Origin of the sequence: Ruania suaedae, assembly GCF_021049265.1 — a bacterium.
Taxonomy (GTDB): Bacteria; Actinomycetota; Actinomycetes; order Actinomycetales; family Beutenbergiaceae; genus Ruania; species Ruania suaedae.
Window position 1 is genome coordinate 2,095,484 of sequence record NZ_CP088018.1, and the last position, 23,957, is coordinate 2,119,440.

Consider the following 23,957-nt stretch of genomic DNA (forward strand, 5'->3'; position numbering starts at 1 on the left):
TTCAGTCGCCGGCCGAGCCCTCCGGCGCGCGGGGCCGCCGCTGCGCGGCCGACTGGACCACGTGGTCGATGAGCAGCCGGCCGAGGGTCAGCACCGCGAACGCGAGTGCACCGTAGAGCACCAGCTCCTTGAGGCCGAGCAGCACGTAGACCGCCCCGCCGTACCGCAGCTGGGAGAAGTCGGCGATGGCCGACAGCAGGCCGGCGAACGCCAGTGCGCCCGCGAGCAGGATCACCCCGATGAAGGCGGGTCGCGCGGTGGTGGCGATGGTGGAGACGGCGAAACTGGTGTCGAACAGGCCTGGGCGGCGGTTCGCCGGGTGCGGCGCGCCGGCGTAGCCGGTGGGCGGCCCGGATCCCGGCCGGCCCGGCCCTGGCTGCCCGTAGCCGGGTTGCCCGTAGGCCGGCGGCCCGTAGCCGGGCGGGTGATCACCGGGTGTGCCCGGCGGTGGTGGCTGTGTCATGCGTCGACCTCCCTCTGTCTCCCGCCACCCTAGCCTCGCGTCTGTATGCCCTGGCACCCACCATCGGCCAGGATGGGGGGATGGACGCCACCGGATATCTGCGCAACGACGACTGCGGACTGGAGCTCGTCTTCGAGCGTGAGCTCGATGAACCCATCAAGGATGTGTGGGCCGCCTTCACCACTGCCGAGGGCACCACCGCCTGGATCGGGACGTGGTCGGGCGAGGACGTCGGCGAGGGCGGCACCGTCGAGTTCACCATGAACGCCGAGGAGAGCGCGGAGCCGGAGCAGGTCACCGTGCTCAACTGCCACCCGCCGCACCGCGTGCAGGTCGAGCTGGCGAGTGAGGCCGGCCTGTGGCGCCTGCGGGTGGACCTGCAGGAGGTCGACGGTCGCACTCACATCGTCTTCGCCCACCTCCTCGAGCAGGGCGAGGAGATCCGCACGATCGGGCCCGGATGGGACTACTACCTCGACCGGCTGGTGGCCGCACGCACCGGCGCCCCGATGCCGGACTGGGACGAGTACTGGCCCGCGCTCGCTGAGCACTACCTGGAGCTGGGCTGACCGGCGGCAGGCTTCGCTTGTGCTCAGGCGGTGACGACGTTGCCGTTCTCGATCGCGACCGGCACCTCGGGCAGCGGGTCCTCGGCCGGCCCGTCGGTGGCCTCCCCGGTGGACTGGTCGAAGCGGGAGCCGTGGCACGGGCAGTACAGCTCGCCGTCCTGCGGACGCACCGAGCAGCCCTGGTGGGTGCAGATCGCCGAGAAGGCGTGCACCTCGTCCTCGGCCGTGCGCACCACCATGATCTCCGCACCTTCGGCCGTGGTGACCGCGGCCGCCTGCCCGACGGGGACCTCGCTGAGCGAGATCAGCACGGTGCCGGCGCCGACCTGATCGGGGTCGGGAGCCGCCTCGGAGCAGGCGGCGAGCGTGAGGGCCGCCGCCCCGGACCCGGTGGCGATCAGGACCTGACGGCGGTTCGGGCAGCTCATGAGCCCGAGGGTACCGGAGCCGGCCCTCAGCGCACCGGCGACTCCGCACAGATTCCCGCGATCGCCGTCCGGACGGTCTGATCGGCCAGGTGGCGCAGCTCCACGGCCGACGTGTGGCGCAACGGCCCGGAACTGGCGAGCAGCGCGAACCCGTGGACGGCCGACCAGCAGGGCCACTCCGCACCATACCGGGCATGTTCGCTCAGCAGCCCGGCGCCGACCATCCCGTCCAGTGCCTCGGTGAGCAGCGCGAACGGCGGCGGCACCCGGTCGGGTGACCGGACGCCGTCGGGGGTGAAGAACGCGGCGAACCACCCGGGCTCGGCGCGGGCGAACTCGATGTACCCGATTCCGACCGCGTACAGCCGCTCCCAGGCGCGCCCGTCCTGCGCGGGCCAGTGCCGGAGCATCGCGGTCGCCATCCGCTCGTGCACGGCGGAGGAGACCGCGGCGAGCAGGTCCGGCCGGCCGGAGAAGTGGCGGTAGGCCGCGCTGGGCGTGACCCCGACGGAGCGGGTCGCCTCCCGGAGCGAGAGTGCTTCCGGCCCGCCGGCCCGCACCAGGGCCAATCCGGCTTCGACCAGGTCCGCGCGCAGGTTGCCGTGGTGGTAGGACGCCTGCTGGGCCGCCATCTCTTGTCCGCTCTCCGTTCGATGTCTACCATGTCAGCATCTGTGTTAACAGCGTTCACATTATAGGAGCTGAGTTCGATGACGATGTCCCGCCCACCGGTGGTCCCGCACGACGAGTGGCGATCGGCGCTCGCTGACCTGCGTGCGCGGGAGAAGGCCGCGACCCGCGAGCTCGACGCGATCGCGGCGCAACGCAGGCGGCTTCCGATGGTCAAGCTTCCTGAGTACACGCTGGAGGCAGCCGACGGCCCGGTCCGGCTGGCCGAGCTCTTCGCGGGGAAGTCCCAGCTGATCACCTACCACCACATGTGGAACCCTGGCGCCGAGTGGCAGTGCCCCGGCTGCACCGGCTTCACCTCACAGTTCACGCGGCTGGAGTTCCTGGAGAACTACGACGCACGATTCGTGATCGTGACCCAGGGCCCGATCCAGGAAGCGCTCGCCTACGCGGACAAGGTCGGCAACCGGATGACCTGGTACTCCACCGCCGGCAGCGAGTTCGGGGCCGACATGGGCGCCGGCCCGGGCGAGGGTTTCGCGGTCAACGTGTTCCTGCGGGACGGTGACGACGTCTACCGCACCTGGCACACCGACGGGCGCGGCACCGAGCAGCTCTCCCACACCTTTCCGCTGATCGACCTGCTGCCCTATGGCCGGCAGGAGGAGTGGCAGGACTCCCCCGCCGGCTGGCCCCAGCGCCCCACCTACTCCGGCTGGACCGGGTCGGAGGAGATCGCCGCCGCGTACGGGCAGGCCTGATCTCCCGACGGCGGGGCGTGAGTTGCCGCATCCTGTCGCCTCGACCGAGTCACATGCGACAGAACGGGGCAACGCGCGACGGATCTGCTCTCAGCTCCGCTCGGGGAACTGCCCCTCCTCGCGGATCCGGGCGTTGAGCTCGGCGAGGTACTCGGACTCGTCGAAGTCCAGCGGCACCTCCCGGCCGAGCCAGGCCGAGAGGTGGATGGCGTTGGCCAGTCGCACGCCGTTCATCCCGTCGGTCCCGGGCGCGAGCAGGGGTTCGCCGTCGTTGATGTGGGCCGCGAAGTTGCGGATCACCTCGGCGTGCTGCGAACCCCAGGCGGAGTCGAAGGAGATTGTCTCGGTCTGCATCTTCTCGTCCAGGCCCAGCTGGCCCTGGAACATCCGGCGCACGTCCTCCTTGGCGACACCGTCGCTGATGACGCGCTCGTCCTCGGTCAGGCGGGTCACCGTGGCCGTGGCCGAACCGTCGACGACGATCTTGCCCCGGTCCCCCAGGATCTCGAACCGGTCGGTGCCGATGAGGTCGTGGGTGGCCGTGATGAACACGCCGGTGGCGCCGTCGCCGTAGTCCACCAGCGCCGTCACCTCGTCCTCGACGGCGATGTCGCGCCGGAAGCCGAACGCGGCCTTGGCGAAGACCGACTGCGGCACCCCGCAGATCCACTGCCACAGGTCCAGCTGGTGCGGGGCCTGGTTGACGAGCACCCCACCGCCCTCGCCGCCCCAGGTGGCGCGCCACGCGCTCTGCTCGTAGTAGCCCTGTGGGCGCCACCAGGTGGTGATGATCCAGTTCGAGCGGCGGATCTTCCCGATCTCTCCGGCGTCGACGATCTCCTTGATGCGCCGGTACAGCGGGTTGGTGCGCTGGTTGAACATGATCGCGAAGGTCTGGTCCGGCTTGGTGGCCGCGAACTCGTTGAGCTCACGCACCTGCGAGGTGTAGACCCCGGCCGGCTTCTCCACCAGCACGTGCAGCCCGGCCGCGAGCGCCGCGATCGCGGCCTCGGGGTGCTGGTAGTGCGGGATGGTGGTGATCACCGCGTCCACCGCGCCGCTGCCGAGCAGACTGTCGTGGTCCGCGAACAGCGGGACCTCCGGGTGCGCCGTACGCACCGCCTCGCGCCGGTCCGGGTCGACCTCCGCGACGGCGGCCAGCCGGGCACCGGCGATCTGGCCCTCTCCCAGCATCCTGGCGTACGTCGACCCCTGCGCGCCGTAGCCGATGATTCCGATCCGGACTTCGCCCGTCACCTGATCTCCCTCGTTCGTGTGCCTGGCAGCCTAGGAGCCCCCGACGGCGTCCGGTCACCTGTTGCCGCTGGTTGCCGCGCGCAGGCAGGTGCCAGGATGGGCCCATGATCGTTGTGACCACGAATGAGATCCCCGGGTACCGGATCGATGCCGTCATGGGTGAGGTGATGGGGCTGACCGTGCGGGCGGCCAACATCGGCCAGAACTTCGTCGCGGGCTTCCGTTCGCTCGGGGGCGGCGAGGTGACCGAGTACACCCGGCTGGTCTACGAGTCCCGCCAGGAGGTGATGAACCGGATGGTCACCGAGGCGCAGCGGCGCGGCGCGAACGCGGTGATCGGGATGCGTTTCGACACCGGCGACATCGCCCAGTCCTTCTCCGAGGTGTGCGCCTACGGCACCGCCGTCTACGCCGTGCCGTTGGCCGGCACCGAGGAGGGGCACACGGTGCAGTCCGCCCAGATCGCAGCCCGCGGGGGGATCGAGTCCGTCCCGGCCGGCCAGGGCGGGTCAGGCCCTGTCCCGCCGCCGGCGGCCGGGTACGGGGCCGAGGCACCGCAGCAGAGCCCGCAGGGGCAGAACCCTCCGCCGTCGCAACCGTCGGCTCCCTACGGACAGACCCCAGCTCCGCCGGACCCGCCGCAGAACCCCTACCTGTAGCCGGGCGATCTCACTCGAGCTGCAGGAGCGCGTTCTCGACCAGCTCGGGCATCGAGGGGTGGATCCAGTACTGACCCCGCGCCAGCTCGCGCACGTCCTGCTCGAAGCTCATCGCCTGGATGAGCGGCTGCAGCAGCGTGGACGCCTGCGGCCCGATGATGTGGGCGCCCAGCAGGCGGCCGGTGCCCTTCTCGGCGACGAGCTTGGCGAAGCCCGTCGTGTCCTCCATCGCCCAGCCGTAGGCGATGTCGCTGTAGGACTGGCGGGCCACCGAGATCTCGATGCCGCGGGCCCGCGCGTGCTTCTCGCTCATCCCGACGGCGGCCACCTGCGGGGAGGAGAACACGGCGTGCGGGACGTACCGGTGGTCGGCGGCGCGCAGCGCCTCCGGATGCAGCAGGTTGTGCTGGACCACCCGCGCCTCGTGGTTGGCCACGTGCTTGAGCTCCCAGTGCGAGCTGATGTCACCGAGCGCCCACACCCCCTCGACCGTGGTGCGCTGGTACTCGTCCACCACCAGCAGGCCGGCGGGGTTGATACCGAGCCCGCCCGCCTGGGCATCGAGCAGATCGGTGTTGGGCTTGCGGCCCACGGCCACCAGCAGCTCGCCGGTGACCAGGGTGGTGGGGCCGTCCGGGCCGTCCAGCTCCAGCTCGAGGGTTTCCCCCTGCCGGTGGACCCGGCGCAGGCGGGTCTCGGTCCGTACGTCCCAGCGCCGGCGGGCGAGGTGGGTGAAGCGCTCGGAGATCTCCTCGTCCTCGGCCCGCAGCAGCGCGCCGGAGCGGTTGATCACCGTCACCGCGACCCCGAACGCGGAGAAAACGTGCGCCAGCTCGGCCGCCACGAACCCGCCGCCCAGGATGGTCATGTGCTCGGGCAGTCTCTCCAGCCGCATGATCGTGTCACTGGTGTGGAACCCGGCCTCGACCAGACCGTCGATGTCCGGGACCACCGGGCGCCCGCCCGCGGCGACCACCACCTCGTCGGCGCTCAGGGAGACCGGTGCCCCGCCGTCGGCAGGCTCGACCTCCACCTGCCGCGGCCCGGTGAACCGGGCGGTGCCCCGATACAGGGTGACGTGGTCGTTGTCGGGGTGGCTCGCGCGGTAGACCTGGCCGGCATCGGCGATGGGGTCGATCCGGCCGAAGATCCGGTCGCGGATGTCGGGCCAGCGCACACGGTCGAGGGTCTCGTCCACGCCCAGCCGGGAGGAGGCGGCGGGAGTGGCGGCGACATCGGCGGTGTGGACGAACATCTTGGTGGGGATGCAGCCGACGTTCAGGCACGTGCCGCCGAAGGTGCCGCGCTCGACGATCGCCACGGACCGGTCGCGGAACTCCTCGTTCAGGATCGAGTTGCCCGATCCGGTTCCGATCAGCAGCAGATCGACATGCGGCACGGCAAGGTCCTTCCAGCGGGGCAGGGGTGCGGGGTCAAGCCTAGAGCGAGCGGCGCGCCGCCCGGGGACGGATCCGCACCGGCGGCAGCTCGGGCGCCGGCAGCGCCGGGCCCGGATCGTTGGGCAGGTCGAACCGGGGCCGGTGCGGGCCGCCGGTCTCGGCGCCGATCTCGCGCTGCCACGCGCGGCGGAACTCCACGATCTCGTCGTGATCACGACCGACGAAGTTCCACCACATGACGATCTCCTCGCCGAACGGGGGCCCACCGAAGAGCACCACCCGTGCGCCGCGCTCGCCGGCCTCGATCACCAGGGTCTCCTCGCGTGCTTCGCGGAAGCCCAGGTGGCCGGCCGGGACCGGGGACCCGCTCATGGTCACCTCACCCGAGTCGACGAGCACCCCGAGCTCGAATCCGGGCTGGTCCACGGTCACCCCGGCACCGGCCTCGAGCACCACCTCCGCCCCCAGCAGGTCGGTGGGCGTGGTGATCGGTGAGGAGCCGCCGAGTGCGCTGCCGAGGAAGACCTGTGCGCGGTAACCCTCCCCCTGCACCACGGGCGGCTCGTACCGGTCGAAGGAGCGCTCCCCGAACCGGGCAATCTCGGGTAGCGCGACCCACATCTGGACCCCGTGCAGCGTGGTGGTCTGTGCGGTGGAGCGTTCGGAGTGGCTGATCCCGGCGCCGGCGGTCATCAGGCTCAGCGCCCCGGGCCCGATCCGCGCCGTGTGGCCGGCGCTGTCCCGGTGCTCGATCTCGCCGGAGAAGAGCCAGCTGACGGTGGCCAGCCCGGTGTGCGGGTGCGGCGGGACGTCCATGCCACCGGTCGAGGCGACGTCGTCGGGGCCGTAGTGGTCGAGGAAGCACCAGGCACCGATGAGCGAGAGTGCCCGCTGGGGCAGGGTGCGCCGCACCGACATCGCCCGCGGGCCCCCGAGGGGGACATCGCGCGGCTCGAGCACCTGGATGCCTGCTCCCCGGCTGGTGGTGCACACCACCTCCTGCGGCCGGGCCTCCACATTGCTCATCGCTGCTCCGTTCTGCTCGTCGGTCGGTTCCGGGGTGGGCGGGGTTCGGCGCCGGCTCTCAGCCGGACCGGATGGGCCAGCACCTCGGCCAGCACGACGGCGTGGGAACCCTCGATCTCCCGGGTGGCCGTCACGAGCGTCACCTCGCCCGCGGCGAGCAGCCGGCGCAGATGCGCGAGCGCCTGCTGGCTCTGTGGTGCGCTCAGCTCCTCGCGGTACCGCGCCGCGAACTCCTCGAAGCGCTCACCGGCGTGGCCGTACCATCGCCGGAGCTCGTGGCTGGGCGCCACCTCGGGCATCCACGTGCCCGTACGCGGATCGTCGCGGCGGATTCCGCGGGGCCACAGCCGATCCACGAGCACGCGCGCGCCATCGCCGGGGTCGAGGGCGTCGTGAACGCGAGCGAGGCGCATGGATCCATTGTGCGCGCTCGCGGGGCCCCGCAGGGCATCGATCGCGGCACGGCACCGATCGCACCGGCCATCCCGCGTGACCGCATCGACACGGCTGCGCCGGTCTGCGGCAGCATCGCCCCGCACTCCACGCATGCGTGTCGTACCGGTCGCGCGAACCCGGCGTTGCGGCCGGGCCCACCGCAGAGGCGATTGAATTGCTCAGGTAAGACAAACCTTATTTCCTGAACCGGCCGAGAGAAATCGAAAATGGTGACGTGGACGACGCGAAAAGAAGAATGTCCAGAATTCTGCCCGTTGCACTTTCCGTTCCCTCGATCCGGGTCTATTCTCGACAAAAGTCCCTACGCACGGGAGGTCACCAGAATGAGTACGCTCGCGGATATGCCCACCGTCACCGAGTGCTCGGTGGAGGGTTGCTCCTACAACGATCACTCGCACTGCCACGCGGCAGCGGTCACGATCGCCGGCTCCCCCGGTGACGCGCACTGCGCCACCTTCATCCCGCTCAGTTCCAAGGGTGGCCTGGACAAGGTGGTCACCCACGTCGGCGCCTGCCAGCGCTCGGACTGCGCGCACAACTCCTCGCTGGAGTGCACCGCGCCCTCGGTCCGGGTAGGGGCCGGTTCGGACGAGGCCGACTGCCTGACCTACTCCCCGCACTGATGCCGCACGTGGGCTCAGCCGTGGCCGCGGCTGAGCCCACGCACGACCGACCCGGCCCCACGGACCGAGCAGGCGATATCGCCTGCTCGTCATCGGCCCGTCCCCTGCTGGTCACCGGGCGTTCGCCGGGCCGCTCTAGCGTTCGAGGGTCCACACCCCCGAACCGAAGGCTCCCTCCGTGGCCAGCAGATCAGGCCGGCTCCTCGCCGCCGTCACCGCATGTTCCCTCGCAGCCCTGGGCGCCGCTGTGGCCGCTCCGGCCGCGGCTGCCGAACGGGACGCACTGTTCGTCTCCGAGGTGGTGCCGAACAACGCGAGCTATGACCACTTCGAGTGGTTCGAGCTGCACAACCCGAGCGACTCCGCCGTCGACCTGAGCAGTTATGAGTTCGCCTACATCTACGGCGATTCACCGGACACCAGCGGCGACACCTCTCTCATAGTGGAGGGAGTCACGCAGATCGAGGCCGGCGGCACGCTGGTCGTGTGGCTGCGCTACGACAGCGGCTCCGGCGTCAACTCCTTCGACTACACCGATGCCGACTTCCGCGCCCACACCGGCCTGGCCGCGGATGCACCGCTCGCCCACGCCACCGGGCAGAACGGAATGGCCAACGGCGGCGGCCGGGGCATCCGGGTGACCGGCGCCACCGACACCACGTGGTCGTACTACATCGAGGGCCTGGGCAACGACGAGAGCGCCACCTTCCAGCTGCCGGCCACCACCGAGGAGTCCTCCTACCCCCAGCTCGCCACCGGAGCCACGCCGACACCCGGCACCGTCACCGCCGAGCAGCTGGTGCCGGCCGACCCGCCGGACGGGCCCGAGCCGGAGCCGGCCCCCGAGCCCGATCCGGACCTGGTCACCGCTCCCCTGCAGGTCACCGAGGTCCTCCCGGACTCCAGCAACGTGGGCACCGCGGACGGATACGAGTTCATCGAGGTCTACAACGCCACCTCCGAGCCGGTGGACTTCGCCGACTACGCGCTGACGTACCTCTACCCGCAGGACGTCACGACCAACACCAACGAGGCGCACTGGCCGAGCGTCCCGCGCGATGTGGTCATCGACCCCGCCGACACCCTGGTGCTGTGGATCAAGAACGGCCAGAACGACGAGCTCGGTGACGCCGAGTTCAACGCGCACTTCGGCTCCGACCTCACCCTCGGCGAGGACCTGGTGGAGATCTTCGCCGGTGGCATGGCGAACGGCTCCCCCCGCGGCCTGGCGATCCGGACCAACACCGGCTTCGACGTCAACCGCGCCTACTACAACATGACCGAGACCGACGACACCTCCCCCGACCAGGGCATCCGGTACGCCGTCTCCGACGACCTGCAGCTGCAGACCCTGCTCGACACCGCCCCGGCCACCCCCGGGCGCGTGCAGGCCGACCAGGTCCCCGACGGTCTGATGGTCGTCGAGGCCGACACCACCAACCCGGTGATCGAGGACCTGACCCCCGCCGAGATCGACCCGGCCCAGGACTTCACGCTCGAGTTCGAACTCACCGACGACGTCCAGGTCCGCACCGCGACGCTGAGCCTGACCAACGACGTGGACAGCGATGCCGGGGCCCCCGCGCGCGAGATCAGCCTCACCCACGCCGGCGACGACCTGTACCGCACCACCATCTCGGCGGCCGACCTGACCGGGAAGTCGAGCTACACCTACACCCTCACGGTCACCGACGGCACCAACACCGTGACCACCGACGCCGTCGAGGTGCCGGTGGCGGGCGCGTCCACCGAACCGCTGCGGCTGAACGTGGCCGACGACGAGTTCGTCTCCGGCACCACCAGCATCTCCGCCGCCGGCGAGACCTACCCCCCGACCCTCGACCTCGCGATCGACGGCACGTCCGTACCGACCCAGGCGAGCCTGGAGCGGGCGCCGCAGTTCGTCTTCGAGGTCTCCCAGACCGACTTCTACTTCCGCAACGGGGTGCGCATCGGGGAGGACGTCCTCTACATCTTCGACGAGGGCACCTACGCCGACACGGTCACCATGTCCACCCCGGTGCCGCTGGAGTACCTCAGCCAGGACGAGGACCTCACCGTCAGCATCTGGTCGGGCACCAAGGCCGCACCGGAGATCGACCCGGACGAGAACAATGACGACTTCGTCATATCCGGGATGCGGTTGCTGCTCCCCGACGGGCGCACCCTCACCCCGGCCGGTTACGACGACCCGAACCAGACCATCGCGATGGGTGACTCCACCGGCAAGAACGACTTCTACGACTCGGTCTTCACCATCCCCGACGACGCTTACACCGCCCTCGCCCACGCCTGGGACACCACCGCGGTGGCCGACGGTGAACACGAGATCCGCGCCACCGACGGCGAGCTGGAGGCAGCCGCCACCGTAGTGGTGGACAACACCGCACCGCAGGTGAGGCCGTCGGTGACCGACGGCGAGACCTACCAGGGCGAGATCGTCCTCGACGCCGAGATCACCGACGGGGGTTCCGGTGTGGAGACCGTGACCGCCGAGCTGGACGGTGAGGAGATCGACCTGCCGCACCCCACCTCCTCGGTGGAGTTGGCCACCGGCGAGCACGAGCTGGCCATCACCGCCACCGACGCGCGCGGCAACACCACCGAGTCGGTGACCACCTTCGCGGTCCCCGAGGAGATGCCCACCGGCGCCGTGACCGCACCGACCGACGGCGCCGAGGTGGCTCCGGGCGATGTGGAGCTGACCGCCTCGGTCTCGGACCCGACCGGCGACCCGCTGGACGTGGAGTTCCGGCAGGGCTACCGCTACGACCTGGGCGATGAGCAGATCACCACCACTCAGGGCACCACCCAGGACGCGGGCGCCCTCGAGCGCGAGGGCAGCGTGCTCACAGCGGCCGATCTGGCCACCGACGCCGGCCTGGAGCCCGTCACCTCGGAGTCGGCCTTCCCGTTCACCCAGTTCGAGGTGCAGGTGCCGGCCGAGGCGGGCGAGCAGGCGGATGTGCGTGTGGCCTGGGAGGGCACGGCTGACGCCGATGCCCAGGTGATCCTGTACGCCCTGGCAGCCGACGGCGGAGCCTGGGTCGAGGTGGACCGTCACCTGACCACGGCCGACGGTGAGGAGATCTCCCTGGGCGGAACGGTCGCCGTCGGCGATCACGCTGCCGAGGGTGCGGTGACCGTGCTGGTGCAGCACTCCGAGGGCTTCGCCGGTCTCGACCAGACCCCGCGCGAGGACCTCGAGCCGTACCACCCGGATGACACCCCGCGCAGCGAGTACGACTTCACCCTCGCCTGGGAGTCCGACACCCAGTACTACAACGAGGAGTTCTACAACCATCAGGTCGCCATCCACGACTACCTGCTCGAGCGCCGCGAGGAGCTCAACCTGCAGTACGTGATCCACACCGGCGACATCGTCGACGACTTCGACCAGCCCTACCAGTGGGAGAACGCCGATCCGCAGTACGCGCGCTTCGACGAGGCCGGGCTGCCCTACGGGGTGCTCGCCGGCAACCACGACGTGGGCAGCGGCCTCTCGGACTACACCGAGTACTCGCGGTGGTTCGGGGCGGACCGGTTCTCGGCCAACCCGTGGTACGCCGAGTCCTTCCAGGACAACCGTGGCCACTACGACCTCATCAGTGCCGGCGGGATCGACTTCCTCATGCTCTACATGGGCTGGGACCCGGGTGAGGAGCACATCGAGTGGATGAACGAGGTCCTCGCCGCTCACCCCGAGCGGGTGGCGGTGGTCAACCTGCACGAGTTCATGCTCACCACCGGTGGCCTGGGCCCGATCCCGCAGCAGATCATGGACGAGGTGGTCGCGACCAACCCGAACGTGCGGATGGTGACCTCCGGTCACTACCACGACGCCTTCCTCCGGGTGGATGGTTTCGACGACGACGGTGACGGGGTCGAGGACCGGAAGGTGCACTCGATGCTGTTCGACTACCAGGGCCTGCCCGAGGGCGGCCTGGGCTACCTGCGCCTGCTCCACTTCGACAACGAGTCCGAGCAGATGTCGGTGCGCACGTTCAGCCCGTCGGAGGACCGGTACAACTCCGACGACCCGAACCTGCTCGGGCCGGACGAGGACCCCTACCTGTACCAGGACTTCTCGATCTCCTACGCCGACCTGCGCATCACCCCGCAGGACCGGGAGCTGGTGACGCAGTCCTTCACCGCCGAGGTGCTCGGTGAGACGGTGATCGCCTCCTTCGACGACGTCGCGACTGGGATCGGCGCGGCGAGTGCGCCCGGTGCGGGTGCGGACGGGCAGCGCTCGGTGGCGCGGATGCCGGTGCCGAACCCGGACGGGTCGGTGACGCTCTCGGCGATCTGGACGCTCACCGAGCCGGGTGAGTACGGCTGGTTCGTGCAGACGGCCGACCCGTACGGTGCCGTGAGCGCCTCGGAGGTCATGACCTTCGTGGTGACCGGCGAGGGAGCGGGCGGGCCCGACGGGTCCGATGGTTCGGACGGCGCCGATGATTCGGACGGTGCCGATGATTCGGACGGTGCCGATGGTTCGGACGGCGGCTCGGCCGGCGGCTCGGACGGTGCCGAGGGTGGGCCAGGCGGAGACCTGGCCACCACGGGCGCCTCGGTGGGGGCCCTGCTGGTCGCCGCCGGACTCCTCGCCCTGATCGGCGCGATCCTGGTGCGGCGCCGGAACCGCTCGATGGGCTGACCCCCACCACCACGCCGACAGGCTGCGGGCGGTCCACCTCGGCAAAAGGGGTGGACCGCCCGTCGTCGTGGTGGCCACGATGGCAGTCATGGACGACCACACCGCTGCCCTGCCAGACCCCGGCCTCCTCTGGGACGCGGCCACCGCCGCTCGCTACGACACCCCAGGCGAGGGCATGTTCGCCCCGGAGGTGCTCACCCCGACGGTGGACCGGCTGGCCGAGCTGGCCGGGGACGGACCGGCGCTGGAGCTGGCGATCGGCACCGGCCGGGTGGCGATCCCGCTCGCCGAGCGCGGGGTGCCGGTCAGCGGGATCGAGCAGTCGGCGGCCATGGCCGGGCGGCTGCGGGAGAAGGACGGCGAGCGGATCCCCGTGGTGATCGGCGATATGGCGAGGGACCGGGTGCCCGGTGAGTTCTCGCTGGTCTACCTGGTGTTCAACACCATCTCCAACCTGCTCACCCAGGCCGAGCAGGTGGCGTGCTTCCGCAACGCCGCGGCGCACCTGCGCCCCGGCGGCCGGTTCCTCATCGAGCTGTGGGTCCCCGAGCTGCGCAGTCTGCCGCCCGGAAAGCAGGCCACCGTCGGGGTGGTCGAGCCGGGGTACGTGCTGTTCGACACCTACGACCTGCTCCGCCAGCACGTGGTCTCCCACCACCTGCGTTTCTCCGGCGACGCGAGCCGGCAGGAGGCGGAGCTGGTGCGCTCCCCGCACCGCTACATCTGGCCGGCCGAGCTCGACCTGATGGCGAAGCTGGCGGGCTTCGAGCTCGAGTCGCGGGATGCGGACTTCGCCGGCACCCCGTTCACCGCGGAGTCCGGCTCGCACGTGAGCGTCTACCGGGCTGTGGCTGAACACGACTGACGGTGGAGACGATCGCCGTGCCAGATGTGGCACGGCGTGCGCCAGGAGCGTCAGTTCGGTTCGCCGGCGTAGTCGACCACGACCGGTGCGTGGTCGCTGAGCCTGACTCCGCGATGGTCCCGGTCCACCTCGGCGCTCACTGCCCGGCGGGCGAGGCCGGGGGTGGCCAGGTGGTAGTCGATCCGCCACCCGGTGTCGCGCTCGTAGGCCCCGCCCAGCCAGCTCCACCACGAGTAGGGTCCCTCGGCCTGCGGGTGCAGACGGCGGACCACGTCCACCAGGGTGCGCGGGCTCAGCTGCCGGTCCAGCCAGGCGCACTCCTCCGGCAGGAAGCCCTCGGCCTGCTGCGAGCGGCGCCAGGTCGCCACGTCCAGGCGGGTGTGGGCGATGTTCAGATCACCGGTGAGCAGGAACTCGCGGCCGCGGGCCCGGGCGGCGCGGCGCGACCGCGAGAGCTGGCGGGCGAAGACCTCGAGGAAGTGCATCTTGCGGGCGTACTTCGCTCCATCGTCGGGCGCCTCCCGCATCCGGCCGGGCTGCTGCAGCCGGGCCGGCAGTCCGCCCTTGGGCAGGTAGAGCGTGGCCACGGTGACGGGGGCGTCGGCGAGATCGGCCTCGAGGTAGCGGCCCTCGCGCGCGTACCGGCTGAGGCCGCGCGCCAGCGTGCCCGCGGGATCGGGCTCCCACCACGAGGGCGCCCGGCCCGGCCCGGAGACCAGCACCGGTGCGCCCCAGGTGCGCACCGCGGCCGGGCGCCGGCGGGTGAGGATCGCGACGCCGTTGCGCCCGGCGATGGTGCCCGGTTCGTAGGTCGCGTGGTACCCGCCGAAGGCACCCTCGGGCAGATCCCTGGCGCTGCACCGCACCTCCTGCATCGTCAGGACGTCACAGTCCCGGGAGGTCATCCAGTCACCGAAGCCGCGCCGGTGGGTGGCGCGGATGCCGTTGACGTTGACCGAAGCGATGCGCACAGCTCCACCCTAGACGCGCTGCACCGCGCCTCGGGTTGCCGAGACGGCCCGCCCGTCGCACGGTGGAGGCATGAGGAATCACGACGAGGACGAGACCGGTACCCACGCCCGCACCCCGGAGCAGGAAGCCGAGGCCGAGGTCTACCTGGATCAGCCGGAGTCCACCGATGACGTGCCGTGGAGCCCGCCGGACCGTCAGCCGGTGCATCCGGAGTACGCCGAGAGCGGCAACCTGGACGAGACGATCGAGGAACGAATCGCGCAGGAGGAGCCCGAGGCCGACAGCGCCTACGGTGCCCCGCAGACGCCCGCCCAGGAGCGAGCGGAGGAGCCGGCCTCGGTCGGAGGCGACGACCCGGACGCGATCCCGGCCGAGCAGGACGTGCTCGGTGGACCGGCGGAGATGGGCGCCACGCACCCGAAGGACTACGGCGCCGAACCGGCCGAGGAAGCCGCCTTGCAGATACGCGACGGCGAGGAGTGAGCGCGGTCTGCTGACCGGCGCGACCACTGGGCTCAGTTCAGCGCGGCGCCCCAGGAGCGCGGCACGGGCGAACCGGCGGGGTACTCCTCCATCGGCACCTCGTCCCCGGCCCAGGCCGCCAGCACCTCATCGCAGATGCGCCAGCACTCCTCGGCGGCATCGCCCCGGACGGTGAGCATCGGGTTCGCGTCGAGGATCCCGGCGAGCACCTCGCCGTAGGCCTCGAGCTCGGCCTCGCGCAGCGTGGTGGAGAACACGCTCTGCTCCAGCGCGAACGGGTCCGAGGTTCCGTTGGTGGTGATGCGCAGCTCCATCACATCGGGGCTGAGGCCGATCACGAGCCGGTCCTTGGTATCGGCGCCGCTGAGGCCCTCCGGCAGGTGGCGCACGTCCGCGAAGGTGATGACCACGTGCTTGTGGGTCTCACCGAGCGCCTTGCCCGAACGCAACGTGATCGGCACGCCGGCCCACCGCGGGTTGGCCACCTCCACCGTGACCTGGGCGAGCGTCTCGGTCTCACGCCCCGGGTCGACGCCGTCCTCGTCCACGTAGGCCGGCACCGCTCGATCGCCCACCTGTCCCGCGGTGTAGCGGGCGCGCTTGCTGGCGGCCACCGGGCTCTGCTGCCATAGCCGGGTGGCGCGCAGCACCGCCGCGGTGGCGTCGCGCAGGTCGCGGTCGGTGATCCGGGCCGGCGGCTCCATCGTCACCAGCGCCATCACCTGCAGCAGGTGTGACTGGATCATGTCCCGCAGCGCACCGGCGTGGTCGTAGTAGCCGGCGCGGCTCTCCAGCGCGAGGGACTCGTCGTAGGCGATCTCGATCGACTCGATGTGCTCCGCGCTCCACACCGCCTGGAACAGCCGGTTGGAGAACCGCAGCGCGATGAGGTCCAGCACGGTCGACTTGCCCAGGAAGTGGTCCACCCGGTGCACCTGCTGCTCCGGGACCAGGGTGGCTACGAGCTCGTTCAGCGCTCTCGCGCTCTCCTCGTCCCGGCCGAAGGGCTTCTCCATGGCCAGCTGCAGACCCTCGGGCACGTCCACCTCCTGCAGCGTGCGGCACACCTTCTCGGTCACCGCCGGCGGGAGGGCGAAGTAGAGGACGAGGTGACCGACGCCGTCACCGGGCTGCGGCTGCGTGCGCCGGGCACCCCCGGTACGGAAGCCGAGGGAGCAGCGTGCGGCGCCCTCGAGCACCTGGCGGACCTCCTCGGCGGAGGTGGCGTCGGCGCAGACGTACGCTGCGTCGTCGGCGATCCTGCGTGCCACCGCCTCCGGTGCCCCTCCGGCGGTGAGACTGCTGACCAGCAGGTCGCCGAACTGATCGTCGCTCATCTCGGCCCGGTCCGAGCCCACGATGCGCAGCTCCCGCTCCGGCTCGCGCTCCAGCAACGAGCCGATGCCCGGCAGCAGCAGCCGCTTCGTCAGGTCGCCGGAGGCGCCGAGGATCACCAGGGTGCAGGTCATCGAGAGCTCCGATCAGTGGGGTCGACGCTCTCGAGGGCGTCTGCGGCGCGCACGAGCGCGAGGTGGGAGAAGGCCTGCGGGAAGTTGCCCATCTGCCGCCGGCCGGCCGGGTCGTACTCCTCGGCGAGCAGGCCGAGATCCGTGGTGCACCCCACGAGCCGCTCCATCAGCGCGGTCGCGTCCTCGACCCGGCCGCTGAGGGCGTACTGCTCGACCAGCCAGAACGAGCACGCCAGGAACGGGTACTCATCGCCGGTGAGGCCGTCGGTGCCGTTGGTGCGGTAGCGCAGCAGCAGCCCGTCGTGCATCAGCTCGCTCTCCATCTGGGACACGGTGGCGAGCATGCGTGGATCGTCGTAGGGCACGAACCCGGTCTGCGGGATCTGCAGCAGCGAGGCGTCCACCTCGTCGGTGTCGTAGTGCTGGACGAAGCCCCCGGTGCTGCGGCTGATGCCGTGGGTGAGGATCTCCTGCCGCAGCTCCTCGCGCAGCCTGGTCCATTCCTCCACCGGCCCGGGCAGTCCGAAGTCGGTGACGGCCCGCACGCCGCGGTCCAGGGCGGCCCACACCATCACCCGTGAGTGGGTGAAGTAGTGCGGCTCCCCGCGCATCTCCCACAGCCCCTGATCCTTGCGGCCGATGTGGCGGGCCGCGAAGTCGATCATCGCCCGCTGCAACGACCAGGAGAAGTCGTCCTCGTCCACGCCGGCGCGCCGGAGCTTGTCCAGGGCGATGACGACCTCCCCGACGACGTCGGCCTGGAACTGGTCCACGGCGCCGTTGCCCACCCGCACCGGCCGGGAGTCGAGGTGGCCGGGCAGGTGGTCCAGGATGCGTTCGGGCAGGCGGCGCTCCCCCGCGATCCCGTACATGATCTGCAGGTCGTCCGGGTCACCGGCCACGGCGCGCAGCAGCCAGTCCCGCCAGTGGTGGGCGATATTGGTGCGTCCGTGCGCGAGCAGCGCCTCCAGCGTCAGGGCGGAGTCGCGCAGCCAGCAGAACCGGTAGTCCCAGTTGCGCACCCCGCCGGGGTCCTCCGGCAACGAGGTGGTCGGGGCGGCCACGATGCCGCCGGTCTCGGCGTGGGTCAGTGCCCGCAGGACCAGCAGCGACCGCTCGACGGCGTCCGCCCACGGGCCGGAGGTGCTCGCCTGGCCGATCCACTCCCGCCAGTAGGTGCGGGTCTGCTCCAGCGCGGTCTGCAGGTCCAGCGCCGGGGGAAGGGGCCGGTAGGAACGCGACCAGGTCAGATCCCACGCCGCCTGCTCACCCTCGGCGAGGGTGAGGGAGACGTTGTGGTGGTGGTCGGTGGCCGTCAGGAGGGGGCCGCGCAGCACATAGGCGTCGGGCCCGGCGACGGCGAGCGTGATCGCCTCGCCGTTCTCGTCCCTGTCGCGTCGGACCCACGGCATGGTGTCCGCGTACTCGGGTCGCAGCCGCAGGTCGTGCTCGATCGTGACCTTACCGCGCGTGCAGCGCACCATCCGGACGATATCGGCGCGGTCACCGTCGATCGGCATGAACTCGTGGATCTCGCACGCGCCGGTCGTGGTTTCCCAGGTGCTGCGCAGGACGAACGTTCCCTGCTCATAGGAGCGCTCGGTCAGCGTCCCACCGGCGGGGGCCATCTGCCACCGGCCATGGTCCTCGGTGCCGAGGATGGCGGCGAAGACGGAGTCGGAGTCGAATCGCGGCAGGCAGAGCCAGTCGATGCTGCCGGCGGAGGAGGTCAGGGCCGCACTGTGCAGGTTGGCCAGGAGGGCGTAGTCACCGATGGAAGCCGTCATGCGGCCAGCCAACCACGCGCGAGCACCGGTCACAATCGAGCCACCGGGGGTGGGAGGCGGCTGGTCAGTCCCGCCCGGTGAGGCGGAAGATCGGGAAGACCCTGCCCTCGGCCTTGGCCTCGTAGCCGGCGAAGCCGGGCGAGAGCGCCTTGAAGCGCTCCCACATCGCTGCTCGCGCCGGCTCCTCCAGCTCGCTCACGGTGGCCGTGAGGGTACGGATCGGATCGCCCGGGACCTCGATCGGCACGCTCTGCGCGCGGCGCAGGCCGAACACCCAGGCCGGGTGGCGCGGGGAGCCGGCGGCGGAGGCGACCACGTGCCAGCCGCTCTCCTGCTCGATCGCAGCCAGCGGGGTCACACGCTCGGTGCCGTCCTTCTTGGGCACGTGCACGAGCACGAGCGAACTGCCGAAGTCGACAGGCTCGGTGACCACACCGTGGTTGGCGCGGAACGCCTCGATGATCTGCTGGTTGAAGTCCATGCTGGGAGAACTCCCGGGCGCCGGCCTGCTATTCCGTCTCAGGCGCGGCGCTCGGCCGCGCGGACCCGCTACGGTCGGCACCGTGCCCCCTCGCCCCACCCACCTCGACGACCCGGTCGTGGTCGACTTCCCGCTGCGCGGCTCCGGATGGACCGCGGTGACCACCCCCGCCGCGCGGGTCCCCAGCCACGGCACGGACCTGCTCGGGCAGCGCTATGCCTACGACTTCGTGCAGGTGGACCAGCGGCCCGGCTTCCACGCCCATCCGGCCCCGACGTGGCGGATGCTGGTGGCCGGGGCGCCCACCCGGGAGTTCTACGGCTGGGGCGAGCCCATCCACTCCCCCTGCGAGGCGGAGGTGATCCGGGTCGTCGACGGTGTGCGAGAGCGCGCCTGGGTGCACCCGGCCCGGGAGGCCGCCCGGAGCACGCACACGGCGCTGACGTTCCGGCCCGAGAGCCCGCTGCAGATGGCGGCGGTGCTCGGCAACCACCTGATCCTGCGCGCCGCCGACCACCGCGGCCGGCCGGTGTTCGTCGGTCTCGGACACCTGCAGCGTCACAGCGCGCAGGTGCGCTCCGGGCAGCGGGTGCGGGCCGGGGAGTTCCTCGGCCGGGTCGGGCACAGCGGCAACTCCACGATGCCGCACCTGCACCTGCAGCTGATGGACTCCGCCGACCTGCGGGTGGCCCAGGGGCTGCCGTGCGCGTTCGCCTCCTACGACGTGGTCGACCGGCCCGCGCCGGGCCGCACCGTCATCACACCGGTCACCGAGGGCGTCCCGCGGCGCTTCGAGCGGCTGATCGGGCGAGGGCCGGCCGGGGTGGGCAGGGCCTGACCTAGGAGTGGTGGCGACCCTTCGGCACCATCAGCGGCGTGCCGGAGACCGGATCGCGGATGACCTCGCTGTCGAGCCCGAAGACGTCCCGCACGAGGGCCGGGGTGAGCACCTCCGAGGGGTGACCGGCGGCGCGCAGCACCCCCTCACCGAGGGCGATCAGGTGGTCGGCGTAGCGGGCCGCGAGGTTCAGGTCGTGCAACACCATCACGATGGTGGTCCCGCGGGAGGTGTTCAGGTCGGTGAGCAGGTCGAGCACCTCGATCTGGTGGCTCACGTCCAGGAACGTGGTCGGCTCGTCCAGCAGCAGCACATCGGTGCGCTGGGCGAGCGCCATCGCGATCCACACGCGCTGGCGCTGACCACCGGAGAGCTCGTCGACAGGACGGTCGGCGAGATCGACCGTCGCCGTGGCCTCCAGCGCCTCGGCCACGGCCTCGTCGTCAGCGGATGACCAGCGGGCCAGGATGCGCTGGTGCGGGTGGCGGCCCCGCCCGACCAGGTCGGACACGGTGATCCCCTCGGGAGCGATCGGCGCCTGCGGCAGCAGTCCCAGCTCGCGGGCGAGCTGCTTGGCCGGCATCCGGTGCACCGCCCGCCCGTCCAGCAGCACGTGCCCCCCGCGCGGCGCCAGTAGCCGGGACATCGCCCGCAGCAGCGTGGACTTGCCGCACGCGTTGGCGCCCACGATTGCGGTGATGCGGCCCGGGGGAACGGTCAGGTCGAGCGCCTCGATCACGGTGCGCTCGTGATAGCCGACGCTGAGCTGCTCCACGAGCAGCTGACGGTCCCGCGTCACAGGGCGCCTCCGGTGCGGTTGGTGCGGATGATGAGGTAGACGAGGTAGGGCGCGCCGAGCACCCCGGTCACCACGCCCACCGGGAAGCGCGTGCCCACGGCGAACTGGGCGACGAGGTCGGCCACCAGCACCATCGTGGCGCCCACGAGTGCCGCCGGGACCAGCAACGATCCGCGGGGGCCGACGATGCGGGCGGCGATCGGGCCGGAGAGGAAGGCGACGAACGCGATCGGGCCGGCGGCCGCCGTCGCGAAGGCGATCAGGGCGACGGCAGCGATGATCGCCACCACGCGGGTGCGCTCGACGGTGATCCCCAGCGCGGCGGCGGCGTCGTCGCCGAGCTGGAGGCCGCCGAGGTTGCGCGCCTGGGCCAGCAGCAGCGGGCCGGCCACGAGCAGGGCGGCCAGCACCGGGACCACGTCGTCCCAGCTGGCGCTGTTGAGGCTGCCGGTAAGCCAGCGCATGGCCTCCTGCAGCTCGTACTGCGGCGCACGCTCGAGCACCCAGGAGATCACGGAGTCGAACATCGCCCCCACGCCGATGCCGATCAGCACCAGGCGCATCCCCGCCACGCCGCGGCGGTAGGAGAGCAGATAGACGGCGAGGGCCACCGTGAGGCCGGCGACGATCGCCACCGCGGAGACGACCGGTCCGGTCAGCCCGAGCACCACGAGGGAGAACACGGCGGCGGCGCTGGCGCCGGAGGAGATGCCGATGATGTCGGGGCTGGCGAGCGGGTTGCGCAGCATCGTCTGGAAGGTGACCCCGCCCAGACCGAAGCACAGGCCGGTCAGCAGGGCCAGGCTTGCGCGGGGAAGGCGGAGGGTGCCGACCGTGAACGTGGCCCCGTCCACCTGCTCGCCGAGGATGACCCGCACCACCTCGCCGGGGGTGTAGAAGGACTGACCGACCATCAGGCTGACGGCGTAGAGCACCACGATCAGGGCCACCAGCACCCCGATGACCACCCGGCGGCGGCGCGTGCGATCGAGCCGGCTGCGGCGGGCGAGGGAGACGGTGGCCGGGCCGGCGGCGATCCGTACCGAGGCGGCGTGTGCGGCGCGGGCGGGGTGCAGGTCGGTCATAGCGCCCGCACCCGCTGCCGGCGCACGATGGCGATGAAGACCGGCGCGCCGACGACGGCGGTGATGATGCCGACATCGACCTCCTCCGGGCGCGCCACGACCCGCCCGAGGACGTCGGCGACGGTGAGCAGGATGCCCCCACCCAGCGCCGAGAGCGGCAGCAGCCAGCGGTGGTCCGGCCCGGCGAGCAGGCGGCACACGTGCGGCACCACCAGGCCGACGAAGGCGATCGGACCGGTCACGGCGGTCACCGCCCCGGCCAGCACCACGGCGCCGAGCGCGGCCAAGCCCCGGGTCAGTGCCACCCGCTCCCCCAGTCCGGCGGCCAGGTCGTCGCCGAGGGCGAGGGTGTTGAGGCCCTTGGCCATCAGCAGGCACAGCGCGAAGCCGACGACGAGGAAGGGCAGCACGGTGGTCAAGGAGGTCGCGGTGGCCCCGCCGACGCCGCCGATCTGCCACGAGGTCGCCCCCTCGGCGATGTCCTGACGGGGCAGCACCACGGCCGTGACCAGTGAGGCCAGTGCCGCGGCCGTGGCGGCTCCGGCGAGGGCGAGCTTGAGTGGGGTGGCACCGTCGCGCCCGAGCGAGCCGACGAGGTAGACGAACGTGGCGGTGACTCCCGCGCCGACGATGGCGAAGGCGATGTAGGCAGTGGCCGTGGCGATCCCGAACCAGGCCAGGCCGATCACGACGGCGAGCGAGGCGCCGGTGGTGACGCCGAGGATGCCGGGGTCGGCCAGGGGGTTGCGCGTCACCCCTTGCATCACGGCGCCGGAGACGGCGAGCCCGGCCCCGGCCACCACGGCCAGCCACGTGCGTGGGATCCGCCGGGCCACAGCGCCGGCGTCGAAGCCCTCGGTCGATCCTCCGAGAGCGGCGAGGATGTCGTCCAGGCCCACCTCACGCGAGCCGTAGGCCACGGAGACCACCATCGCCGCGGCCAGGACCGCCGTCAGGACGAGCAGTGCCAGCACGCGCACCCGCCGCGAGCGTCGGAGGACGCTCGCGGCGGGTGCGGCGGTGATCGCGCTGGTGATGGGATCCTCGCGGGTGGTCAGGTGCCGGTGGTCAGGCGGTCTCGATCAGGGTCACTCGCCGGCGTTGTCGGCGGCGTCGGCCAGCAACGCGACATACTGCTCGACCAGGTCGGTCTGCAGCACCTGCAGCGGCGTCGGGTTGGCCGCCGTGCCGAGCGGGGAGTCCCCGGGCAGGTCGACCACGGAGTCGTTGGCCACGGCCGGCAGCTGGGAGAGCAGCGGATCGGCCTCGAGGGCGTCGACGAGCTCCTGGCCGCCGTAGGTGACGAAGACGTCGACGTCGGAGAAGATGTCGGCCTGCTCGGTGCTGACGCTGCCGTTCCATACGGTCGGGTCGGTGGATACCTCGACCAGGCTCTCCGGGATCGTCATGCCCAGGTCCTCGAAGAACTTGGTGCGGGTGTCGTAGGCGTTGTAGAAGCTGACCTCGCTGAGGTCGGTGGGGTCGACGTGGGTGACCATCATCGCGGTGGCGCCCTCGAGCGAGGGGTGATCGGCCACGGCGGCGGCGATCTTGTCCTCGATCTCGGTGACGATCTCCTCGCCTTCCTCCTCCATCCCGAGGCCGGTGGCGTTGACGCGGACGATCTCGCGCCACGGGGTGCCCCACGCGCTCTCCGGGTAGGCCACCACCGGGGCGATCTCGGAGAGGGTGTCGTAGTCCTCCTGCGACAGGCCCGAGTAGGCGGCGAGGATGACGTCGGGCTCGGTGTTGGCCACGCCTTCGAAGTCGATCCCGTCGGTCTCGTCGAACAGCGGCGGGATCTCGGCGCCGAGCTCACTGAGCGTGGACTCCACCCACGGGTGCACGCCGTTGCCGTCGTCGTCGCCCCACGCGGTGATCGGCATGCCGACCGGCACGATGCCCAGGGCGAGGGCCACCTCGTGGTTGGCCCAGCCGATGGCCGCGACGCGCTCGGGCTCCTCCTCGATGGTGGTGGTGCCGAGGGCGTGCTCGATGGTGACGGGCTGCCAGGCGCCCTCAGCGCTGTCGGCGCCGTCACTGCCATCGGCAGACCCGGTGGCGGCCGGGTCCTGCTCGGAGGAGTCGGCGGCGCCGGAGCATCCGGCCAGGCCCAGGGCGGCGAACGCGGCCACGGCGATGGCGGCACGGCGAGAGGTGCGGAACATGAGGTCCTTCCGGCGGCCGCGGGAGGGTCCTGGCGGCCGTGCAGGTGTCGGGAGTCGAGGCGTCACCTCCGTCCCCGA

23 protein-coding genes are annotated in these 23,957 nt (G+C 71.4%); 8 read left to right on the plus strand and 15 right to left on the minus strand.

What is annotated here, in order from left to right:
- Window position 1: 1 nt before the first annotated feature.
- The gene (locus tag LQF12_RS09680; RefSeq protein ID WP_231055650.1) at window positions 2-463 is read right to left on the minus strand and encodes a hypothetical protein; all 462 of its coding nucleotides are present in this window, start codon (window positions 461-463) and stop codon (window positions 2-4) included.
- A gap of 80 nt (window positions 464-543) precedes the next feature.
- Here LQF12_RS09680 and LQF12_RS09685 point away from each other — a divergent pair, with 80 nt between their 5' ends.
- Window positions 544-1,032, plus strand: coding sequence for an SRPBCC domain-containing protein (locus LQF12_RS09685; RefSeq protein ID WP_231052729.1), 489 nt, complete (start codon window positions 544-546; stop codon window positions 1,030-1,032).
- A 23-nt stretch (window positions 1,033-1,055) separates the two neighbouring features.
- Here the strand turns inward: LQF12_RS09685 and LQF12_RS09690 are convergent, their stop codons facing one another.
- Window positions 1,056-1,460, minus strand: coding sequence for a QcrA and Rieske domain-containing protein (locus LQF12_RS09690; protein WP_231052730.1), 405 nt, complete (start codon window positions 1,458-1,460; stop codon window positions 1,056-1,058).
- A gap of 26 nt (window positions 1,461-1,486) precedes the next feature.
- Complete coding sequence (locus LQF12_RS09695; protein WP_231052731.1) at window positions 1,487-2,092, minus strand: TetR/AcrR family transcriptional regulator; 606 nt, start codon at window positions 2,090-2,092, stop codon at window positions 1,487-1,489.
- 78 nt (window positions 2,093-2,170) lie between these two features.
- Between LQF12_RS09695 and LQF12_RS09700 the strand changes: the two genes are divergently transcribed.
- Window positions 2,171-2,851, plus strand: a complete 681-nt coding sequence (locus LQF12_RS09700; RefSeq protein ID WP_231052732.1) for a DUF899 domain-containing protein — start codon at window positions 2,171-2,173, stop codon at window positions 2,849-2,851.
- Window positions 2,852-2,941: 90 nt separating this feature from the next.
- Here LQF12_RS09700 and LQF12_RS09705 read toward each other — a convergent pair whose 3' ends face one another.
- Window positions 2,942-4,108 carry a Gfo/Idh/MocA family protein gene (locus LQF12_RS09705; RefSeq protein WP_231052733.1) on the minus strand — a complete coding sequence of 389 codons (1,167 nt, stop codon included), beginning with the start codon at window positions 4,106-4,108 and terminating at the stop codon, window positions 2,942-2,944.
- Between the two features lie 104 nt (window positions 4,109-4,212).
- On the opposite strand from LQF12_RS09705, the gene LQF12_RS09710 reads away from it, so the two are divergent.
- Entirely contained in the window at window positions 4,213-4,767 is a 555-nt protein-coding gene (locus LQF12_RS09710) for a YbjQ family protein (protein WP_231052734.1), read from the plus strand.
- A gap of 10 nt (window positions 4,768-4,777) precedes the next feature.
- Here LQF12_RS09710 and LQF12_RS09715 read toward each other — a convergent pair whose 3' ends face one another.
- Genes LQF12_RS09715 through LQF12_RS09725 form a run of 3 tightly spaced genes read right to left on the minus strand, consistent with a single transcriptional unit; the run spans window position 4,778 to window position 7,606 of the window.
- The gene (locus LQF12_RS09715; RefSeq protein WP_231052735.1) at window positions 4,778-6,166 is read right to left on the minus strand and encodes a mycothione reductase; all 1,389 of its coding nucleotides are present in this window, start codon (window positions 6,164-6,166) and stop codon (window positions 4,778-4,780) included.
- A 40-nt stretch (window positions 6,167-6,206) separates the two neighbouring features.
- Entirely contained in the window at window positions 6,207-7,193 is a 987-nt protein-coding gene (locus LQF12_RS09720; RefSeq protein WP_231052736.1) for a pirin family protein, read from the minus strand.
- A complete protein-coding gene (locus LQF12_RS09725; protein ID WP_231052737.1) occupies window positions 7,190-7,606 on the minus strand; it encodes a DUF488 domain-containing protein in 417 nt (138 codons plus the stop codon). The genes LQF12_RS09720 and LQF12_RS09725 overlap by 4 nt, the downstream gene beginning before the upstream one ends.
- A 366-nt stretch (window positions 7,607-7,972) precedes the next feature.
- Here LQF12_RS09725 and LQF12_RS09730 point away from each other — a divergent pair, with 366 nt between their 5' ends.
- From LQF12_RS09730 to LQF12_RS09740, 3 genes are all read left to right on the plus strand, one after another.
- Entirely contained in the window at window positions 7,973-8,272 is a 300-nt protein-coding gene (locus LQF12_RS09730) for a DUF1540 domain-containing protein (protein WP_231052738.1), read from the plus strand.
- 247 nt (window positions 8,273-8,519) lie between these two features.
- Window positions 8,520-12,932 (plus strand): lamin tail domain-containing protein, encoded by a 4,413-nt coding sequence (locus LQF12_RS09735; RefSeq protein ID WP_231052739.1) that lies wholly within the window; start codon window positions 8,520-8,522, stop codon window positions 12,930-12,932.
- A gap of 88 nt (window positions 12,933-13,020) precedes the next feature.
- On the plus strand, window positions 13,021-13,797 hold the full coding sequence (locus LQF12_RS09740) for a class I SAM-dependent DNA methyltransferase (protein WP_231052740.1): 777 nt from the start codon (window positions 13,021-13,023) through the stop codon (window positions 13,795-13,797).
- Between the two features lie 50 nt (window positions 13,798-13,847).
- Here the strand turns inward: LQF12_RS09740 and LQF12_RS09745 are convergent, their stop codons facing one another.
- Complete coding sequence (locus LQF12_RS09745; RefSeq protein ID WP_231052741.1) at window positions 13,848-14,768, minus strand: exodeoxyribonuclease III; 921 nt, start codon at window positions 14,766-14,768, stop codon at window positions 13,848-13,850.
- A gap of 70 nt (window positions 14,769-14,838) precedes the next feature.
- Between LQF12_RS09745 and LQF12_RS09750 the strand changes: the two genes are divergently transcribed.
- A complete protein-coding gene (locus LQF12_RS09750) occupies window positions 14,839-15,252 on the plus strand; it encodes an adenosine deaminase (protein ID WP_231052742.1) in 414 nt (137 codons plus the stop codon).
- 32 nt (window positions 15,253-15,284) lie between these two features.
- Here the strand turns inward: LQF12_RS09750 and LQF12_RS09755 are convergent, their stop codons facing one another.
- Genes LQF12_RS09755 through LQF12_RS09765 form a run of 3 tightly spaced genes read right to left on the minus strand, consistent with a single transcriptional unit; the run spans window position 15,285 to window position 18,989 of the window.
- Window positions 15,285-16,721 (minus strand): glucose-6-phosphate dehydrogenase, encoded by a 1,437-nt coding sequence (locus LQF12_RS09755; protein ID WP_231052743.1) that lies wholly within the window; start codon window positions 16,719-16,721, stop codon window positions 15,285-15,287.
- The gene (locus tag LQF12_RS09760) at window positions 16,718-18,541 is read right to left on the minus strand and encodes a glycoside hydrolase family 15 protein (RefSeq protein ID WP_290370679.1); all 1,824 of its coding nucleotides are present in this window, start codon (window positions 18,539-18,541) and stop codon (window positions 16,718-16,720) included. Before LQF12_RS09760 ends, LQF12_RS09755 begins: the two co-directional genes overlap by 4 nt.
- Window positions 18,542-18,572: 31 nt before the next feature.
- Complete coding sequence (locus tag LQF12_RS09765) at window positions 18,573-18,989, minus strand: nitroreductase/quinone reductase family protein (protein WP_231052745.1); 417 nt, start codon at window positions 18,987-18,989, stop codon at window positions 18,573-18,575.
- An 82-nt stretch (window positions 18,990-19,071) separates the two neighbouring features.
- On the opposite strand from LQF12_RS09765, the gene LQF12_RS09770 reads away from it, so the two are divergent.
- A complete protein-coding gene (locus tag LQF12_RS09770; RefSeq protein WP_231052746.1) occupies window positions 19,072-19,827 on the plus strand; it encodes a M23 family metallopeptidase in 756 nt (251 codons plus the stop codon).
- A gap of 1 nt (window position 19,828) precedes the next feature.
- On the opposite strand, the gene LQF12_RS09775 is transcribed toward LQF12_RS09770, so the two are convergent.
- The 4 genes from LQF12_RS09775 to LQF12_RS09790 form a co-directional block, all read right to left on the minus strand.
- Window positions 19,829-20,626, minus strand: coding sequence for an ABC transporter ATP-binding protein (locus LQF12_RS09775; protein WP_231052747.1), 798 nt, complete (start codon window positions 20,624-20,626; stop codon window positions 19,829-19,831).
- Window positions 20,623-21,711, minus strand: a complete 1,089-nt coding sequence (locus tag LQF12_RS09780) for a FecCD family ABC transporter permease (RefSeq protein WP_231052748.1) — start codon at window positions 21,709-21,711, stop codon at window positions 20,623-20,625. Before LQF12_RS09780 ends, LQF12_RS09775 begins: the two co-directional genes overlap by 4 nt.
- Entirely contained in the window at window positions 21,708-22,685 is a 978-nt protein-coding gene (locus tag LQF12_RS09785; RefSeq protein WP_231055579.1) for a FecCD family ABC transporter permease, read from the minus strand. The genes LQF12_RS09780 and LQF12_RS09785 overlap by 4 nt, the downstream gene beginning before the upstream one ends.
- Before the next feature lie 114 nt (window positions 22,686-22,799).
- Window positions 22,800-23,879 carry an ABC transporter substrate-binding protein gene (locus LQF12_RS09790; RefSeq protein WP_231052749.1) on the minus strand — a complete coding sequence of 360 codons (1,080 nt, stop codon included), beginning with the start codon at window positions 23,877-23,879 and terminating at the stop codon, window positions 22,800-22,802.
- Window positions 23,880-23,957: the final 78 nt, after the last annotated feature.

Excerpts from the sequence above, each read along its gene's own strand:
- LQF12_RS09765 (WP_231052745.1), bottom strand. The coding sequence starts at position 18,989 with ATGGACTTCAACCAGCAGATCATCGAGGCGTTCCGCGCCAACCACGGT.
- LQF12_RS09700 (WP_231052732.1), top strand. The coding sequence starts at position 2,171 with ATGACGATGTCCCGCCCACCGGTGGTCCCGCACGACGAGTGGCGATCG.
- LQF12_RS09790 (WP_231052749.1), bottom strand. The coding sequence starts at position 23,879 with ATGTTCCGCACCTCTCGCCGTGCCGCCATCGCCGTGGCCGCGTTCGCC.
- LQF12_RS09740 (WP_231052740.1), top strand. The coding sequence starts at position 13,021 with ATGGACGACCACACCGCTGCCCTGCCAGACCCCGGCCTCCTCTGGGAC.
- LQF12_RS09725 (WP_231052737.1), bottom strand. The coding sequence starts at position 7,606 with ATGCGCCTCGCTCGCGTTCACGACGCCCTCGACCCCGGCGATGGCGCG.
- LQF12_RS09720 (WP_231052736.1), bottom strand. The coding sequence starts at position 7,193 with ATGAGCAATGTGGAGGCCCGGCCGCAGGAGGTGGTGTGCACCACCAGC.
- LQF12_RS09730 (WP_231052738.1), top strand. The coding sequence starts at position 7,973 with ATGAGTACGCTCGCGGATATGCCCACCGTCACCGAGTGCTCGGTGGAG.
- LQF12_RS09750 (WP_231052742.1), top strand. The coding sequence starts at position 14,839 with ATGAGGAATCACGACGAGGACGAGACCGGTACCCACGCCCGCACCCCG.
- LQF12_RS09680 (WP_231055650.1), bottom strand. The coding sequence starts at position 463 with ATGACACAGCCACCACCGCCGGGCACACCCGGTGATCACCCGCCCGGC.
- LQF12_RS09695 (WP_231052731.1), bottom strand. The coding sequence starts at position 2,092 with ATGGCGGCCCAGCAGGCGTCCTACCACCACGGCAACCTGCGCGCGGAC.
- LQF12_RS09780 (WP_231052748.1), bottom strand. The coding sequence starts at position 21,711 with ATGACCGACCTGCACCCCGCCCGCGCCGCACACGCCGCCTCGGTACGG.
- LQF12_RS09710 (WP_231052734.1), top strand. The coding sequence starts at position 4,213 with ATGATCGTTGTGACCACGAATGAGATCCCCGGGTACCGGATCGATGCC.
- LQF12_RS09690 (WP_231052730.1), bottom strand. The coding sequence starts at position 1,460 with ATGAGCTGCCCGAACCGCCGTCAGGTCCTGATCGCCACCGGGTCCGGG.
- LQF12_RS09685 (WP_231052729.1), top strand. The coding sequence starts at position 544 with ATGGACGCCACCGGATATCTGCGCAACGACGACTGCGGACTGGAGCTC.
- LQF12_RS09755 (WP_231052743.1), bottom strand. The coding sequence starts at position 16,721 with ATGACCTGCACCCTGGTGATCCTCGGCGCCTCCGGCGACCTGACGAAG.